The sequence below is a fragment of the Haloarcula sp. CGMCC 1.6347 genome, from assembly GCF_037078395.1.
GTDB classification, from domain to species: domain Archaea; phylum Halobacteriota; class Halobacteria; order Halobacteriales; family Haloarculaceae; genus Haloarcula; species Haloarcula amylolytica.
Genome location: NZ_JAYMGX010000001.1, coordinates 121,794 through 137,377 on the forward strand (window position 1 = coordinate 121,794; position 15,584 = coordinate 137,377).

Annotated in this window: 14 protein-coding genes and 1 pseudogene; 3 read left to right on the top strand and 12 right to left on the bottom strand. The window is 58.7% G+C overall.

Annotated elements, in window-relative coordinates:
- Positions 1-46: 46 nt before the first annotated feature.
- From VI340_RS00625 to VI340_RS00640, 5 genes and pseudogenes are all read right to left on the bottom strand, one after another.
- The gene (locus tag VI340_RS00625; protein WP_008311202.1) at positions 47-1,039 is read right to left on the bottom strand and encodes a glycosyltransferase family 2 protein; all 993 of its coding nucleotides are present in this window, start codon (positions 1,037-1,039) and stop codon (positions 47-49) included.
- A 164-nt stretch (positions 1,040-1,203) separates the two neighbouring features.
- Positions 1,204-1,413 (bottom strand): hypothetical protein, encoded by a 210-nt coding sequence (locus VI340_RS00630; protein WP_239642301.1) that lies wholly within the window; start codon positions 1,411-1,413, stop codon positions 1,204-1,206.
- Between the two features lie 279 nt (positions 1,414-1,692).
- Positions 1,693-2,208 (bottom strand): annotated as a pseudogene (locus VI340_RS19810) (polysaccharide deacetylase family protein); the annotation flags it as partial.
- Positions 2,186-3,910 (bottom strand): right-handed parallel beta-helix repeat-containing protein, encoded by a 1,725-nt coding sequence (locus VI340_RS00635; protein ID WP_336357561.1) that lies wholly within the window; start codon positions 3,908-3,910, stop codon positions 2,186-2,188. The pseudogene VI340_RS19810 and the gene VI340_RS00635, both read right to left, overlap by 23 nt.
- Before the next feature lie 101 nt (positions 3,911-4,011).
- The gene (locus tag VI340_RS00640; protein WP_336357562.1) at positions 4,012-5,334 is read right to left on the bottom strand and encodes a twin-arginine translocation signal domain-containing protein; all 1,323 of its coding nucleotides are present in this window, start codon (positions 5,332-5,334) and stop codon (positions 4,012-4,014) included.
- A 627-nt stretch (positions 5,335-5,961) separates the two neighbouring features.
- Between VI340_RS00640 and VI340_RS00645 the strand changes: the two genes are divergently transcribed.
- On the top strand, positions 5,962-6,759 hold the full coding sequence (locus tag VI340_RS00645; RefSeq protein WP_336357563.1) for a glycosyltransferase family 4 protein: 798 nt from the start codon (positions 5,962-5,964) through the stop codon (positions 6,757-6,759).
- Here VI340_RS00645 and VI340_RS00650 read toward each other — a convergent pair.
- From VI340_RS00650 to VI340_RS00680, 7 genes are all read right to left on the bottom strand, one after another.
- On the bottom strand, positions 6,734-8,152 hold the full coding sequence (locus tag VI340_RS00650; RefSeq protein WP_008311192.1) for an oligosaccharide flippase family protein: 1,419 nt from the start codon (positions 8,150-8,152) through the stop codon (positions 6,734-6,736). The genes VI340_RS00645 and VI340_RS00650 overlap by 26 nt on opposite strands.
- A 128-nt stretch (positions 8,153-8,280) precedes the next feature.
- Positions 8,281-9,336, bottom strand: coding sequence for a DUF354 domain-containing protein (locus VI340_RS00655; protein ID WP_008311190.1), 1,056 nt, complete (start codon positions 9,334-9,336; stop codon positions 8,281-8,283).
- Between the two features lie 153 nt (positions 9,337-9,489).
- Complete coding sequence (locus VI340_RS00660; RefSeq protein ID WP_239642299.1) at positions 9,490-10,470, bottom strand: DUF1616 domain-containing protein; 981 nt, start codon at positions 10,468-10,470, stop codon at positions 9,490-9,492.
- Between the two features lie 6 nt (positions 10,471-10,476).
- Positions 10,477-12,213, bottom strand: coding sequence for a hypothetical protein (locus VI340_RS00665; RefSeq protein ID WP_239642298.1), 1,737 nt, complete (start codon positions 12,211-12,213; stop codon positions 10,477-10,479).
- 545 nt (positions 12,214-12,758) lie between these two features.
- Complete coding sequence (locus tag VI340_RS00670) at positions 12,759-13,205, bottom strand: hypothetical protein (protein WP_008311185.1); 447 nt, start codon at positions 13,203-13,205, stop codon at positions 12,759-12,761.
- Between the two features lie 62 nt (positions 13,206-13,267).
- The gene (locus tag VI340_RS00675) at positions 13,268-13,558 is read right to left on the bottom strand and encodes a DUF424 domain-containing protein (RefSeq protein ID WP_004518341.1); all 291 of its coding nucleotides are present in this window, start codon (positions 13,556-13,558) and stop codon (positions 13,268-13,270) included.
- Positions 13,555-14,283, bottom strand: coding sequence for a tetratricopeptide repeat protein (locus tag VI340_RS00680; RefSeq protein WP_008311183.1), 729 nt, complete (start codon positions 14,281-14,283; stop codon positions 13,555-13,557). The genes VI340_RS00675 and VI340_RS00680 overlap by 4 nt, the downstream gene beginning before the upstream one ends.
- Before the next feature lie 84 nt (positions 14,284-14,367).
- Here VI340_RS00680 and VI340_RS00685 point away from each other — a divergent pair, with 84 nt between their 5' ends.
- Both VI340_RS00685 and thpR read left to right on the top strand, forming a co-directional pair.
- Positions 14,368-14,766, top strand: a complete 399-nt coding sequence (locus tag VI340_RS00685; protein WP_336330337.1) for a hypothetical protein — start codon at positions 14,368-14,370, stop codon at positions 14,764-14,766.
- Positions 14,767-14,810: 44 nt separating this feature from the next.
- Complete coding sequence (gene thpR / locus VI340_RS00690) at positions 14,811-15,374, top strand: RNA 2',3'-cyclic phosphodiesterase (protein ID WP_336357564.1); 564 nt, start codon at positions 14,811-14,813, stop codon at positions 15,372-15,374.
- The last annotated feature ends 210 nt before the right edge of the window (positions 15,375-15,584 follow it).

Here is a 15,584-nt window from a genome sequence, read left to right on the forward strand (position 1 = left end):
CTCCCTCTTTGTGGCAGGAGTGGTCGCTGGGTCCTGCCAGAGACACTCAGTCACGTACACCCACCTCTGTCCCAGGACTCTTCCGGTGGTCGAGGACCACTCCGAGCGAAAAGACGAGGACGCCAAACAGGTTTGCGAGCGCCGCCGCTGTAAGTCCAGTGTCTTGTGCCAGCCCCAGTACGCCGGCGACCAGTCCGACGCAGATCGCACTGAAACCAGCGACGTAACACAGTACGAGCGGGTAGACCCCCTCTCGGACGTATGCTCGATCCAGTCGTGAACAGAAGTTCCGCACCAACAGCCACGAGACCCTTGGAATGTACTCCCGATAGCGAATACTCGACTCGGCTTCATCGTACTTCGCTGGCATCGGAACATCTGCAACCCGCATCTCACTAACGCTGAGTTCCACAAGCAGATCGTTGCAGTACCCGTAGTACTCGTACATCCCGTCAAGGTCGATCGCCAACAGCGCCTGCCGTGATATGGCTGTATACCCGTTCTGGGGGTCTGTTATCCCCCAATAGCCCGACGCGACCCTTGTCAACGCTGTGAGGATCGCATTGCCGACAAGCCGGGCACGGGGCATCGCTTCACGATACGCCGGTCTGTGGAGACGGTTACCCTTCGTGTAGTCCGCCTCGCCGTCGATGATGGGATCGAGGAATGAGTCGAGAATACTCGGATCCATCTGCCCATCACCGCCCATCACGGCAGTCACGTCAATGTGGTCCCGCAACGCATGGCGGTACCCTGTTTTGATCGCGCCACCGACGCCGCGATTAGTTTCGTGGCGTATCGGGCAGACTCGCTGTTCAAACCCACCATCTGTTTGCACGGATGGCTCCGGATTGGACTGGGCATCCGCCTGGTCCAGTCTTGCGTGTGCCTGAATTTCTGTCCATGTGTCGTCTGTCGAGCAGTCGTCGATAGCGTAAATCCGGTCGACGTATTCCGGAATTGTATCGATGACAGTCCCGACGAGTCCCGCTTCGTTGTACGCTGGGACAACCACACCAACAGTGTGCCCTCTATACATCCTCACCCATCAGGCTGAGACAGTCAACTGGCCCCATCAAGGCCTCGCTCGACCGCCTAGCACATATGTATAGTATCATATCTCTCTGCTAACTCCACAGATAGTGTGGCGATGGCTGACTCTCAGTTAATTATAAGTTCATTATCGGTAGAAGGATGGACTTACTAGGTCTGCTGCGGGGCCGAGCCGACAGTCCGCTGTGCGACTGTCTCCATGGTCCGGACCGCGAGACCCGGGCCACGCTTTTGATCGATATATGATAATACCGACTCCATCCGCTTGATCCCCGCGTCGTTGATGAGATTGTTTGGATGAAGCCAGAGGTGGAAGATTCCATCACCACCGTCGACCTGGTTGACCCCTCGCTGGACCATTTTGACAACGGGGTCAGCCCACAGTGTCTCAGTTATCTGGCGAGCCCATCCTTCGAAGCAAAACAGTAACAGCGACGCCGGGATCTCAACGAGTCCATGCTCGTCGACACGAGGATGGACAATGGGCGGCGTAATTCCTAGCGGCGAGCCACTGACGGCCCGAACCAGTGGCGTCAATCGATTGTCAGTGTGCCAGCACGGTGGCTGCCGCCCACGGTAACAACGAAAACCCGATCTCGCAAGGACATCGCGATGTGCAACACGGTTACGTGGGAACACGAAACTGGACAGATCAATTCCGCAACGGTCGGCGAGCTTGTGACACCGCCCCAATTCGGCCGCCGCAACAGACTTCGAGGCCCTGCTAGACTGGAAATTAACGTGTGAAAAGGAATGACAAGCGATTTCGTGGTCGACTGTCGCGTCGGCAACTGTGTCAATGAGATCCGGCGCACACCACAGATCCTCATGCTCTGAAGACCGTTCTCTGTCAAACCACGCCGCATCGAGCGGGTGGTTCGGGTGTCGACCATCACAGTCTTCAAGAAACAAGTGGCCAACGACCGCCCAAGTGGCGGGAAGATCATACTTTTCAAACAGGTCCAACAATTTTAGCCACATCTCCCGGGCGCGCGCGAGTCGTCGGTCCGGTAAGACCGGGAAATCGACAAACCCCCATGCGAGTTCGGCGTCCAGCGAAATGACGACGGTCCCCATCGATTGGATGTCTTCAGAATCTAGGGTGTTAGTAACGTTCTCCTTAGAGTACTTTTTAGCGCCGTGGACACCCCACATCGCCGTCAGGAATATTCTGTCCGTAGTGGTTGTTCCCGAAACGAAGGTTTGTTAACGATTCGACGTGTGGCTGGATGACTGCTTCGTTACCCCGACCCGCCGATGGCTGCTTTGGGTTGTAAAACCAGTTGTGGTGGATCTCACCGCGGTCTTCGGGGACGCCACGGATGCTGACGTGCGTTCCCGGTTCCCCAGGATGTCGACCAACGTGTCGGAGGGGCGTGAAGGTGTTATGATGGATCAGCAGCGTCGTCCCACCCGGCTGATGTGTTCCGACCTGATAGGAGGGTGTTTCGGTGCCGCCAAAGTGATTGTATCGGACCTCGTATCCGGCCTTCCCGGTCCCACTCGCAACAGAATGGCGATTAAAGTCGAATCGATTGTACTCTATGAGCGTGTTGTCCCCGTCTAAACATTGGATACCGTAGCCCAGTCCGCCCATGGGGTTGTCGTGGATATGGCAGTGATGGATATGTGTCGACGTTCGGAGTTTGAGTGCTGCGTGGTTGAACCCCCATAGCTCGGTGTTGTCGATTTCACAGCCTGTTCTCTCAACGGTGACGCCACTGGATACCGGGGTACTGTACTCGCGATATCCGGTTTCGGGTCCTCTGATCTGGAGTCCGGTCAATCGGACGTCCTCGCTCAGGCCCATGAGGTGTTCATAATCGATGACGCCAGTGGAGATCTGGCCACCCGACGCGCCGTCGATACCACGGTTAGAAGCGAGGGTTACTCCGGCAGGCACAGTTAGCCGGTCACTTCCGGTAACTGGCGAGGCATCAATGGTAGCGTCGCCAGCAACGTAGACAATATCGCCGCGGCCAGCAGCATCCAGTGCAGTAAGCAACTCGGAGAGTGTCTCGACTACGTAGTTGGCATCTGACTCAGGAACCGTGTTGGTATACCTGCCGCCACCGCCGATCTCTGTAGCCGGATCTGGAGACCGCTCAAACGGCGAGAGGTCGATCTGCTTCCCATCAACGTATACCGAAGCGAACGGCTCAACGGGCCCGAAGTCGATAATCTCGCCGGAAAAGTAGTACTGGTCGCCGTAGCCGTTACCAGTATATCCGTCGATCATCCAGGTGTCGTCGTCGTTACGGACGATCCTGTCATTGTCGTCAGCGGCGTTTTCCGTATCACCAGTACACGGAATCGGCTCACCCGTCGTCGTCAGTTCGTAATCGAGTTCAGAGGGGTCTTCGGTGGTCTGTATCTCAACGACGTGGTCAGCCGGTGCAACTAGCTCCGAGACTGTAACCACCGCTCCGTCCAGCCGGATTTCGTAGTTCCCACTGGCATTGAAATCGGTAACGATACCGTTGATTTCGTAGCTATCGCCGAATCCATTGCCTGTCCACCCAATCGCAGTCCACGTTTCGTCGTCGTTTTTCGCCACGCTATCATTGGCCTCTGCTGCGTTCTCGCCGTCATTTACCGGGACAATCTCGCCTGTTGTGGTAAACTCGTAGCGCACGTCGAGGGAGCCAGTCTCGCTTTGCTGATCCGTTGAAATTATTTCGAGAGTGCGAGAAGATGGCATTCCAAGTCCCTTCGGAATCATCGGTACTGTACTTGCAGCCAGTATGCCTCCCAGTAGCTGCCTTCGCGTCAGTAGTAACCGTCCCTCTTTGGCGGAGTCCGCACTAGAACTGGCCCCATCATAACTGTGGGGTAGTATGTAATTCTTTTCGACCATTCAGGAGAACGTTACTAATAATGCAATAAAGCGTGATTACGACTACCGCATTTTTCGGGGCCAAGTAACTACCAGTTACGCTTCAGTTGGTAGGAACAGATTCAGACAGTAAGCCGAACCTTCCGCACGGATGAGTCGATAAGCGACAGCGGCTCGCCGGGAACCTGAATGGTTGAGTCGGTTATTAGGCACTCGTCTGCACTGGTGAACCTAACTCCATCGCGCCCCGCTCCCGACTGCTCGATTACGCAGTCCCGCAGTACTGTTCTGTCTCGATCAGCGATAACAACGGCAGCACCGCCGGCTGCGTCGCCAGTCACACTAACGTTCCGGAGAGTAAGTGGTGCCCCGGTGCCGCCACTGTCCCCACTGATGGCCCTGACCGCATTGTACTCGTCTTTGTCGACGTGGATCGTCGTGTTGCGAACGGTCGAAGAGTCGTGGTCGGGGTGATAGACGATAGCACCGAATCCGGGGCCTGCGTCACTAGTGATAGTGATATCGCAGTCGCTGATGAACTGTCCGGACTGGGCACGTAGCCTGATTCCGCGGACATTTAGCTTCTCCAGTGACGGGTACGGTGGTACCGAATCGACGCGAACCGTGACTCCGTAAGCCGTCGATCCGGTCGATCCCAGCCGAACGTTAGCGATGTTGTTATTTGCGTACAGACCCCCTTTAACGTGTACAACGCCGTCCCGACCCCTATAGTTCCGACTGCTTCGGCCCGGCGCGGAGGCATAGAGTCCGTTATTGGGGAAGTTAGCGACAGTGCAGTTCTCGAATCGAAGTGTGCCGGCGTGGTTTTTACCGACGAAGATACCAACGCTGTTCCCCCCTTGATGTCCACCGTCAGGGGCAGAGACATCTCTCACAACCCCTGTCGAATCCGGGTCGCGCACGTCAAACCGGAACCCGACGTGTGGTATCGTCCGGTCCTGATCCGGCAATTGACCACGGATTCTGAGGTCCTGAGCCAGAAAGTCACCATTAGCGATCACCCTGAGAGTGTTTCCGAATCCCGGCCGTGAAAAGTCAAATGTCAGTCCATTTAAAAGGAGGTCTTCGACCCCTTCGAACGTAATGAGTGAGCGCTGATCGCTGGCTGGTGTCGCGGGCTCAAACAAGACCCGCGCCTCGGGCTTCGCTCGTAGACCCAAGTTACGAACAGGGCCGACGTCGAGGGAGCCAAGACGATACCTTCCCGCGGGGAACTCGATGAGTGTATCATCATCGATGTACCCCTCGAGGACGTTGTCGATCCGTTCCGACCCATCGGGGTCTGCACCCGCTGCAATGGCGTTGACGACAGTGTCGAACCGCGACTGGGTCGTGACAGTCCCGGGGTAGTTAATACCGACTGTCAAGGCCGTAGCGGCGATCCCTTTAAGAAACCCCCGCCGCGTCCGCTGGCCTCCATTCATTGCCGCCTGTAGCTGTCTGAGATATTATATAATACACACCTTACCGTCGACGAGTCGGGTAGCTCTCGCTGCCTTCCCGTGCGGTCTCCGGGTTGTGTACGCATAACTCCCCTTTACTTATGACCGTAACCGTAGACTTTCGGTGCAAATGATAGCAGGAACAATCACACGAGGCATTCGACCCGTACCGGTGGGTCTGTAACCCCTGAGCCGATGGCACAGCGTCGCTCTCTCCTACTGATTCATCACCGCGATGTTAGATCACCGTTCAGCGCGACTGTCCCACACTACATCTCGACAAAGCTTGCAGCTACACACACTGTTCATGTCATCTGTAGCGCCGACAAAGACCACGATGCAGGCGATACCGGTAACACGTCAGTCGTTTACCATCCGATCCGAACCGGCAACACCCGCCTCGTTTCGACGATAGCGTTCTTCATCATCGCCACACTGTACGCGACCGTACTCGGGGCTCGGCATCGGTTCGATGCCACCTATGGCTTCCAGCGAACCCTCGTTCAGGCATGGGTTGGTGCTATTGCCGGTGACTCGCGCTTTGTCGCTGGGCTTCAGGTGGTTCCGGTCCGACAGAAGCGTGACTTTGTCACGTCTAGACAGGCAGATATGTCGCCCGTGGAGCGCCTCTCCGTCATGATCTGGGCAGGGTACGCCGCCGCAGTCAAAGTGGCTTTGCAGCGGTGTGATCAGGTCACCTGTCTGACTGAGGGGATCCGTCAAGTCACCGAACAGGAGTACGGACTGGACCTCTCGTCGGCGACAGTCATCGGAATGGGCGTTGATACTGAGACGTTCGAGCCCGCTGACGGACGACAGACTGGTGACTCCTTCTCTAGACCACTGACCGTGACATACGTCGGCTCGCTCGGCGCAGCCAGGGGGCTCCCACACGTTATTGAAGCGCTCGCAGAGTGTGGCGAGACGTTTGAGTTCCATATCGCGGGTGATGGCCAATCCGGTTACATCGATGCAATGCAGGCAAAGGCTGTGAAGTTGGGAGTGGCTGACCAGATCGTCTGGTACGGACGAGTGCCCCACAGTGACGTCCCAGGGCTGTTGACCCGGACTGATGTGGCCATTTCTCCGCTAGAGGATATCGAGTCGTATCGAATCAGTTACCCGGCGAAACTGCTCGAATACATGGCAGCCGGCGCAGTCGTCATGGCAACAGATATTCCGCCACACCAGCGCCTGATTACGGACGGAGACAATGGGCTCCTGTACGATGGAACAGCAACGGGGCTTTGCTCGGCGATCGAGCAGTGTCTCGATGACCCGGCTCTCGCCGGTCAAATCGAGCGCACGGCCAGAGAAACTGCTGAGGCGCATGACTGGAGCACCGTTGTCGACAAACACGCTGCAGCGCTGTTCCCAACTGCTACGCCCAACCAAGCGACCCCATAGCCTGCCGCAACTGGATTCGGATACCGGAGTTAGCCAACAACAGCCCGGCGTAACTCAACACGCCGACTCCGAGGCCAACGCTGAGACGAAGCCAGCCGGGATCGAAGAGACGAATCACCAGCGCAACTGTACCAGCCATCAGTGTCGCCGCGATAGCGCTCCAAACGATTCGTTTACGCGGGAGTGGAATGCGGACGAACTGCCGCACGTAATAGATTGACACCACGGCGGCCGCCGCCGCGCTCAGAGTCGTTGCGACCGCTGCTCCACGGATACCGAAAGACGGAATGAGCGCGAGATTGAGAACAACGTTCGCACTGATAGCGACGACACTGCCCCGGTAGCCCAGTTGCGGCGCATCCATTGCGTACAGTGCCGGACCGATAACAAGCTGTACTGACCGGAGGATCTTCTCTAGCATAAACACAACCAGCACAGGATAGCCCGCAGCAGCCGCGCTTCCGAAGATAGTGGTCAAAAGATCGGGGCCAAGGACGACTGCACCGGCGAACGCTGGAATAGTCGCGTACAGCGACAGCTGAACCCAGGTTCGGAAGGCGTCTTCAATGCGTTCAAACCGGTCCCGGTCGTGCCATCTTGAGATCTGTGGGAACAACGATGTGCGGATAGCGTTGGTCAACAGCAGCGCGACAGCGGCAACCCGCCAGGCGATTTCGTACACACCGACGAGCGATACCGGGACGAACAGACGGAGGATCGCCACGTCGATCCACTCGTAGACGATTCCGCTGACACTCCCGACGAACAGGTACCGCCCGAATCCAACGAGTGCGCGCGCCCGATCCAGTCGGGGCCAGCCCACCCTGATATCGAGCCGTGCCATGGCTCCGAGCGCAGCCGCGAGGTCGCCCAGCACGAACCCGAGAACGAGGCCACTTGCACCCATTCCATTTACCACGAAAACGGCACCCGTTCCAACCCAGGTCAGCTTTCCGAATACTTTCACCGCTGCGTTACGCTCAACCTGGAGCTCCCCCGCGAGCAGGCGCAGCGCAAGCTCTCGGACCTGTCTGATGACGAGGCCGGTGACCAGAATGGGTACAACGCCCGGAATGCCGATATACTGCTCAACATACGAGGCAAATGCCACTAGACCGGCCAGCCACGGCAGCACCAGCAGTGTCTTGACGACGAGTGCCGTCCCGAGAACCTCGCCCATCGGGGCAGCAGCCGAAAGCTGTTTTTCAACCGCCTTCGAGATGCCCAGATCAGCGGGGATATTGAGCATCCCAATGACTGCCTGAAAAAGAAAGAACGACCCGATAGCCCCAGTGCCCATAGCTCGAGTGAACCCGGCAACCGCCGCAAACTCAATGATCGCGAGTGCGATATTTCCGGAGAATAACTTCAGGACGGCCGTTCTAACTTCCATATAGCAACACCAGTACCTCGTGGACTGCGCTGGTATCCATTTGTTAGCAGGGGATTATCTAGCTATAGCAAGGCGTACCGCGATTGAAACCGATGCATACCGACGGGATAGAGGGTGTCTGTATCGGTTCAATCGTTACCACCAGTTCGGATAAGCTCGACCATGTGCTCTGTTACGTCACGCTGCTGTGCCAGGAGCCGCTTACGTTCGCGCTCCCAGCGCTCCGCGTCATCGTCAGACAGCAGAGAGTCGGCCCGGTCGATGGCCGCTGTCCCATCTGTATACGAGTACAACAGCTCCCGCTCCTCCAGTTCGAGGAAATTGTGCATATCGTTGTCTCCGACGACGGAATTTATTCGGATAGCTGGTGTCCCCAGCAGGGCAGCCTCAGTTGGCATCGTCTGTGAATCACCGATATAGAGGTCGGCAAAGTAGAGGAGGTCATGGACCAGATGCGGCGGGACAGCGAGCTGATGCCGGTCGTACTCTGACGGCAAGTCCCCCTCACAGGTAATATACACCTCGCCCCGATCACATAGCTGCTCAACGAGCTGTGACCTGGTAGCCGCGTCGAGCCCCTTTTCACCGATATCGTGGTACGCATCCCAGCCCGCCAGTCTGACTACGGTGTAGGTCGCATCTGGGTTGACACCGTGGGCTCGTAGACGCTCTGGGTCCGGCTTGAACCGGTCGGGGTGGAGGTACGCTAGCTCCTGGAACCCGACCGTGTGTGACTGTCCAAAGGGAACGTGAAAGTCCATCCCCGGTGGCGAACAGATATCGTCGACGAATGGGAGCGTGAGTCCGTGATACAGCAGTCGAACCGTCCGCGGGCGAAGGATTGTGTCCATGTACACAAGGTTCCGACAGCCAAGCGCAGTGGCGACGTGGACCGCTGGCGGGGCCAGCCGCGCGACGATTACGGAGGGATCAAACTCACGGGCCAAGTTGTAGAGCCGCCGCTCTCGCTTCGCAAGCTCGGCTGTCAGCTCCACTAGCCCGTCGCTTTCGGTGGTAAGTGTGACGTAGTCCAGTCCCTCGGCCGAGAGCAGGTCAACCGTCATCTCCTTCTCGCGAGCAGCCACGAGCGTCTCGAAGCCCTCTGCTTCGAGCTCCCGGGCGGCATATTTGAAAAGATGGACCTGTGCGGGATGATTGACGCTGAACAGGACTCGCTCACTCATCGGCTGTCTCTCTCGTCGACGTTGCAGTTTCAGAACTGGGTCCCTCGTGGGCCGGTATCCATCGGTGCATAAGATCTGGTATTCCTGCAAGCGATGGCCAGTAATTTATACTCGAATTAGCTGTCGAGAGTCCGAGGCTATACGCGGATGGGGTCATGGTAATCGTACCTCGACAGGGACAGACACCACTCTGAGTGCATTGTCCCGCGTGGGTGTTTCCGGGGCCTGTCCCTCATATAGGAGCACGACGACGGTGCCGTTGCCCGACGGTCCATCGAGTTGCACGCTCACGTCGTCCGTTACCGGGATCGACGGTCGAGCGGTAACAGACGTCCGCTGCCTGACTGACCAGGAACCGGAGCCGTTCCCCGACTGGCGCTCAAAGCCGACAACGTACGTGTACTCTTGGGACGTATCGCCGTGGTGTTCGATTTGGACTGTGTAGTTACCCGTATCACCCGGGAAATAGACGCCCTGGTAGTCTTCGATGGTCACATTTCCTGCAGCGTTCTCAGTTCCGATTGCGAGTTCGGCGTTCGCCGTTGCTCCGTTTCCATCGAGAACCACTACGCCAGCGGCGGTGACCAGTACCACTGCAACGACGGCGGCCAAAACCGGTAACACGTCGATACGTGACTCGATGCCGAGCACTTCGCGTCCAAGCCCGCCGTCCACCGGCGGCTCCCAGCCTGTAACAGTCCGCCGGCCCGCAGCGACGGCACAGCACCCAACTGTCACGGTAGCGGCGACAGCACAGATCAGCGAGAGGCGAATCCGAGTCACCATCGAGAGGCCGTACAACACCATCGGGAGTCCCGATGCGCTTGCGACAACTGCGAGTGTCACACGTTCGACCGGGACAAGCCCGTTTAGCCGGTTACGAGGTCGCGTAGGCGGGGCTCGGCCATCGCTTGTGACTGATTCGATAGTCAAGCTCGGGAAGATCGCAGCGACCAGAGCATATCCCGGCGCGAACAGCAACACTGGCAGGGCAACGGGGATCCGTGCCGTCGGTCCCAGCCATCCCGGAGACTGCAACACCGAAGCCACCACGGTCGTATAGCTGGCGACGAGTAGCAGATCGGCGTACGGTCCCGTCCGGTGTAGCAGCCGGTTACACAGTGAGCGAATCATCGGTAGCTACCCTGACACCTCGAAAGTACGGCAGTACTGGACCGCCCCATTGTTATAAACTACGGCCGAATCGGACGGACAGACGAGTTCCCTGTCAAGCTGTACTTTTTTGAACCGACCGTTAGCAGTGATGATTGGCGACCCAGTGGACTGATAGCGCCGGTACACCCGGTCTCTGCTCTCAAAGCCGCCGCTATCGGTGTCGTACTCTAACGGCCGCGACGACTGGTTTTGCCAGAGTGGAAACACCATCCGGTAGGGGTGATCGGTCACGACTGTACTCCGATCCTGTGACCGGAGCGCTGAGATCGATTCCACCGCAGCCAGCTCAGACTCCGTGTGTGAGTACCGCGGGTATGCTTCCTCAAAGGCAGGGTCCTCGAGCGTCGCCTTACGTGAGACGAAGACTGACCCGGGGAACACAAGCGCGAGAATCAGCATACAGGCGACGACAGTACGGGTCCCAAACTGTTGTGTGACGTATCGCAGGCCAAATACGCCAACGATTGCCATCAGGACATAGAGGAACGCGAACCATCGATCCGGAATGAAGACGTTGACGCCAAACAGTGGGAGCCCCAGTGTGAATACAAGCATAATCCCCGCGCCGACAACAAATATCGCGGAGAGTTGGGTGAGGCGGTGTCGCTGAAGCAACACCAGTAGTCCCAGCACTAGCAGACACAGCAGGATCGAGAACCCCATTGCGTCAACGAGAGTCACTGCAGTGGGGACATCTTGCACGATTGAGGCGGGCAGTTCTTCACTGGCGGCGTTACTGCTGCGCAGGTTGAGGAAGCCGGCACCCGAGAGGTCGCTGCTGAGCAGTACAATCATCCGGCCGATAAATGACTGGTCTCCATAGGGCGTAACCGACCAGAACCCCATTGCCAGTACCGTCGTCGTACCGAACAGTCCAATCGTGTTTACCGTTGGAATCTCCGAGGGGACGCGGTCCGCGACGCCACTGAGATAGTCCGTATGGTCTGTGACGAGCTTGGCGACGACACCGGCACCAAGCAGTGTAAGCACGATGAACGTCGACACCTGATGGACCAGGACGACCGACAGACAGCAGTACAGCGTAAGCGCATACAGTGGGCGCCGGGTGTCGGTGTAGAATAGCTTCGTTAGTCCGAACAGGACAGCGGCGAAATAAACGAGCCCAAGACTGTTCGGGATAACGTCGATACTCCAGCGCAACATATAATCGCTCATCGTGAACAACGCTGCAGCGAGAAGCGAGCCCCGTACTGCTAGCATATACCGGGCTGTACTGTATACTAGTAGTGGCGTCATCGGAATGACGAGCGCGACGCTCGCAAACATGGCTGTCCGGAGACCGGATCCGAACAGCGCCGCACCGCTGACGACGAGTATGTGATACACCGGTGCCACCGAGTACTTCGACTCGGAGATCGCAGCGGTTGTTCCGGCGGACTGTATGTCCGCGATGAACTGGGTTACGTGAACCCATGTGTCGACGCCAATGAATCCTGGAGTGGTCAGCAAGGCAGTGTACTGGATCACGAGCAGGAGCCCGAGCAGTTCTGCCAGCACGACCCGGGGCCGCAATGCCGATGTCTCAGCGAAAACGATCTGCGCAATGATTGCCGTGCCAATGACGCCGCTCACGAGATGGAACTGAATTGTCCGGCCGTTCTGGAGAGCCCCAAGCAACGCCAGGGCTCCAATTCCAACGATGACAGCCGTCTCTACGACCCGTACCGCGTTCTTTCCCACGAACGCTGTCGTGTGCGTGCGTGCTTCGTCGGTTCGTAGCCACCCCGCCAGATATGTCAGGCCAGCAACCCCACCACATAACGGGACTATGAGAACAAATATCTCTGTTGTGAACAGCACCAGTGGCGCGAGCAGTACTGTGGCAACTATTCCGACACAGGCGATAACAACGTCTCTCGGAACGGACTTGCGACTGATTTTCGGGACCGACGGCAGATTCATGTTTGGCCGTCAGCTACCCTCCACCAGATCATGGTTCCCCTTGCGTGATACGATACTTTGTTAACCAGATCTTTCGGCGTAACCAGCCTGAAAGCGGCTGCTTTCCGCGAATGAATGTGTAATACTACCACGGCACACAGGTGTGGTGAGCAAAGCCCGTGCTCTCTCGCTAGTCAGACACTTCGGAATATGTTGTGTACCGCCTAAGAGGATCTGTACTATCAATAAAACCGGTAATGAAGCGTTATTAGACAGCTGAGGTTTCTTTCGGGGCACCCTGTACACAGGCTGTCGTCCGCTATCGATAGCGGGAACATGTGGATCTACTCGGAGTCAGACTCGGCGGCCATCGCGTGTTGTTCCCGGTAGGTCTCCAGCAGGTAGTTGTCCCAGACGAGGTCCCCGAGGACGTGGGCGTACAGGACGAGGGCGGTAAACAGCGATAGCGGCTCGGAGACGAGCCAGAGACCGAACACGACCACGCCGCCGATGAGGTGGTGGCTGAGCAGTCGCTGGAGCGGCCAGAGGTCCTGCGGCCCGAAGATCTCGTCTTGGTCGAACACCGCGATCTTCGGGTTCCGGAGGCAGCGGCGGAGCGCGGCCCAGTCCCCGGTCTCCAGTCGGGCCACGGCGAAGTGGTCGAAGTCGATGGCGACGCCGACGACGACTGCGTAGCCGACGGCGGCCCACCACGGAAGAGGGACCGGTAGAACGGTGACGCCCACGGCCCCGACGGCTGCAGAGACGATGGCGTGGTCTCGAGAATACATACGTGCCCTCTCGATGGGCGCACCCAAAGACTGTCGGGGTCGGCTCGCGGCAGCGACCTGAATTACATCCAGAGCAGTTGCGCGTGGCGCGTCTCGCCCAGGTCGAGCACGTTCTCTTCGTCGACGAAGCCGTGCTCGACGGCGACGCTGACGGCGTCGTCGCCGACGATGTTGGCGACGGAACAGCGGGCGAGGCTGTCGACGATTTCGTCTTCGGTGGCCGTTTCGCCGCCGTAGAACTCCTCGTTGACGGTCAGCGATACGGGACCGTTCTCGAACGTTTCGCCCATGATGTCGGGGTCACAGACCGAGACGAGCAACCCCTCGTCGGTGTCGCGTTCGTTGAGGATCATTCAAGCAGTTGCTGTTCGGCCTCCTCGCGCATCTCGTCGACTTCCTCGGCCAGTTCCTCGGCGCGGTCGAACTCGCCGACCTCTTCGAGGGCGCGGGCCTTCTCTTCGAGCACGTCGGCGTTGCGGAAGCCGAGGCGGACGGCGTTGTCGAAGGCGTCGATGGCCTCGTCGGCCAGCCCGCGTTCGAGCAGGAAGAAGCCACGGTTGTACCAGCCCTCGCCGAAGCGGGGGTCGATCTCGACGGCGCGCTCGGCGTGTTCCAGCGCCTGCTCGGAGCGGCCAGATTTCCACAGCGCGTACGCGAGGTTCGTCTCCGCCGTGGCGGCGTGGTCGGACTCCTCGTCGAAGTTGAGCGCTTCCTTGTACGCGCCGATGGCGGCGTCCCACTCCTCGAGTTCCGCGTGGGCCGCGCCCTTGTTCGTCCAGGCCTCCTGTTTGAGCCGGTCGTCGTCCGTGTACTGGGCGACGCGCTCGAACGTCTCGGCGGCCTGTTCGTGGCGGTTGATGTGCATGTACTCCAGGCCGACGTCGAGCAGTTGCTCTGGGTCGACGGCGTCAGAGGAGATATTCCGCTGGTCCAGCAGGTCGGTGACGACACGGGAGTCGACGGGGTCGACCTTGTCCGGGTCCACCTCGAACTCCGGCGGTTCGAGATCGAACCCTTCGTAGGGGTCGTCGAACCCCTGGCCCTCGGAGAAGGCGTGGTCGTCGTCGTGGTCTGTCATGCCTCCTGATTGACGGCCAATCCGGTTAAGGGCTACGTCCACGGCTCGTGAAGATTTAGGTGTCCTGCGGTCGGATTCCCGGATATGCGGGACCCACTGGCAGTAGACGCGTTGCTCGTCTTTTTCGGGGGTGTGTTCGCGGTCGTTAGCTGGGCCGCTATCACCTCGAACGAGGCCCCGCTGTCACTGTCCGCCGCTGGAGTGGGCGTTGCAGGAACGGTCGTTCTGGCGGTTCTCGTCGGACGCTACTACGCGCAGCTACCGGCGTTCGGGCGCTGGGTATCCAGTCCGGCAGAGACGCCCCGGGCACGAGCGCGGGTAGCCCTCCTGATTGTGGCGGCCATTCTCGTCCGGCTATCTCTCGGTCTCCTTCCTGACACTGCTATCCCCGCTCTCTTCGGCGTCGCGGTCGCAATGGTCGCTCTGGGGCTCGGACATAGCCTCTGGCGGTGGTATACAGCCCCAGACCACAGCAGCCACTGACCTCCGTCGTAGCTTTCTTGCGGACACGACCGGAACCGCTAGCTATGGCCAAACGCCTGTTCGTCAGCGTCGATCTGGACGGGCTCAGCGACGCCGTAGCGGCCGTTCAGGACCGGTTCGACGGCGTCTCTGGGCTTCGGCTGACCGACCCCCCACAGGCCCACGTCACGCTGAAGTTCCTCGGCGACACCGACCCGGACCGCGTTGACGACATCGTCACTGCCCTCGAAGGGGCGGTCGAAGACAGCGGCGTCGAGCCGTTCGAAGCCGAGCTTGGCGGTCTCGGCGTGTTCCCGTCGCTGTCCTACATCAGCGTCGTCTGGGTCGGCGTCCGCGACGGACAGGGTGGCGCGGAACTGGCTGCGCTGCACAAGGCGGTCGAGGATCAGACCGTCGCGATGGGGTTCGACCCGGAGGACCACGAGTTTACGCCGCACGCGACCATCGCCAGAATGGACCACGCCGGCGGCAAAGAGACAGTACAGAACGCCGTCGAGAACGACGACCCTGACGTGGGACGCCTGCAGGTCGAGGAAATCCGGCTGAAAGAGAGTGAGCTGGGACCTGACGGCCCGACGTACCGAACCGTGGAATCAGTGTCGCTGTGAGTGTGTATCGACACGGCCAGGCAGTTGCTATCGGTGCGCGTTCTATGTGAACGGTATCAGTGGAATATATTAAATTCCTGTCAATAACTGCACGCCAGCGTCGGGACTATCGTAGCACTGGCCTATAACCGAGTGAGGGGGCGTCAATTAGCCACTTGAGAACCTATTTACAGCGTATCAGCAGACTGTTTAGGCCGACCAAAATAAATC

What these genes read in the sequence shown, in the direction of transcription:
- VI340_RS00625 (WP_008311202.1), bottom strand. Translation starts at nt 1,039, where the DNA reads ATGTATAGAGGGCACACTGTTGGTGTGGTTGTCCCAGCGTACAACGAA.
- VI340_RS00630 (WP_239642301.1), bottom strand. Translation starts at nt 1,413, where the DNA reads ATGGTCCAGCGAGGGGTCAACCAGGTCGACGGTGGTGATGGAATCTTC.
- VI340_RS00635 (WP_336357561.1), bottom strand. Translation starts at nt 3,910, where the DNA reads ATGGTCGAAAAGAATTACATACTACCCCACAGTTATGATGGGGCCAGT.
- VI340_RS00640 (WP_336357562.1), bottom strand. Translation starts at nt 5,334, where the DNA reads ATGAATGGAGGCCAGCGGACGCGGCGGGGGTTTCTTAAAGGGATCGCC.
- VI340_RS00645 (WP_336357563.1), top strand. Translation starts at nt 5,962, where the DNA reads ATGTCGCCCGTGGAGCGCCTCTCCGTCATGATCTGGGCAGGGTACGCC.
- VI340_RS00650 (WP_008311192.1), bottom strand. Translation starts at nt 8,152, where the DNA reads ATGGAAGTTAGAACGGCCGTCCTGAAGTTATTCTCCGGAAATATCGCA.
- VI340_RS00655 (WP_008311190.1), bottom strand. Translation starts at nt 9,336, where the DNA reads ATGAGTGAGCGAGTCCTGTTCAGCGTCAATCATCCCGCACAGGTCCAT.
- VI340_RS00660 (WP_239642299.1), bottom strand. Translation starts at nt 10,470, where the DNA reads ATGATTCGCTCACTGTGTAACCGGCTGCTACACCGGACGGGACCGTAC.
- VI340_RS00670 (WP_008311185.1), bottom strand. Translation starts at nt 13,205, where the DNA reads ATGTATTCTCGAGACCACGCCATCGTCTCTGCAGCCGTCGGGGCCGTG.
- VI340_RS00675 (WP_004518341.1), bottom strand. Translation starts at nt 13,558, where the DNA reads ATGATCCTCAACGAACGCGACACCGACGAGGGGTTGCTCGTCTCGGTC.
- VI340_RS00680 (WP_008311183.1), bottom strand. Translation starts at nt 14,283, where the DNA reads ATGACAGACCACGACGACGACCACGCCTTCTCCGAGGGCCAGGGGTTC.
- VI340_RS00685 (WP_336330337.1), top strand. Translation starts at nt 14,368, where the DNA reads ATGCGGGACCCACTGGCAGTAGACGCGTTGCTCGTCTTTTTCGGGGGT.
- thpR (WP_336357564.1), top strand. Translation starts at nt 14,811, where the DNA reads ATGGCCAAACGCCTGTTCGTCAGCGTCGATCTGGACGGGCTCAGCGAC.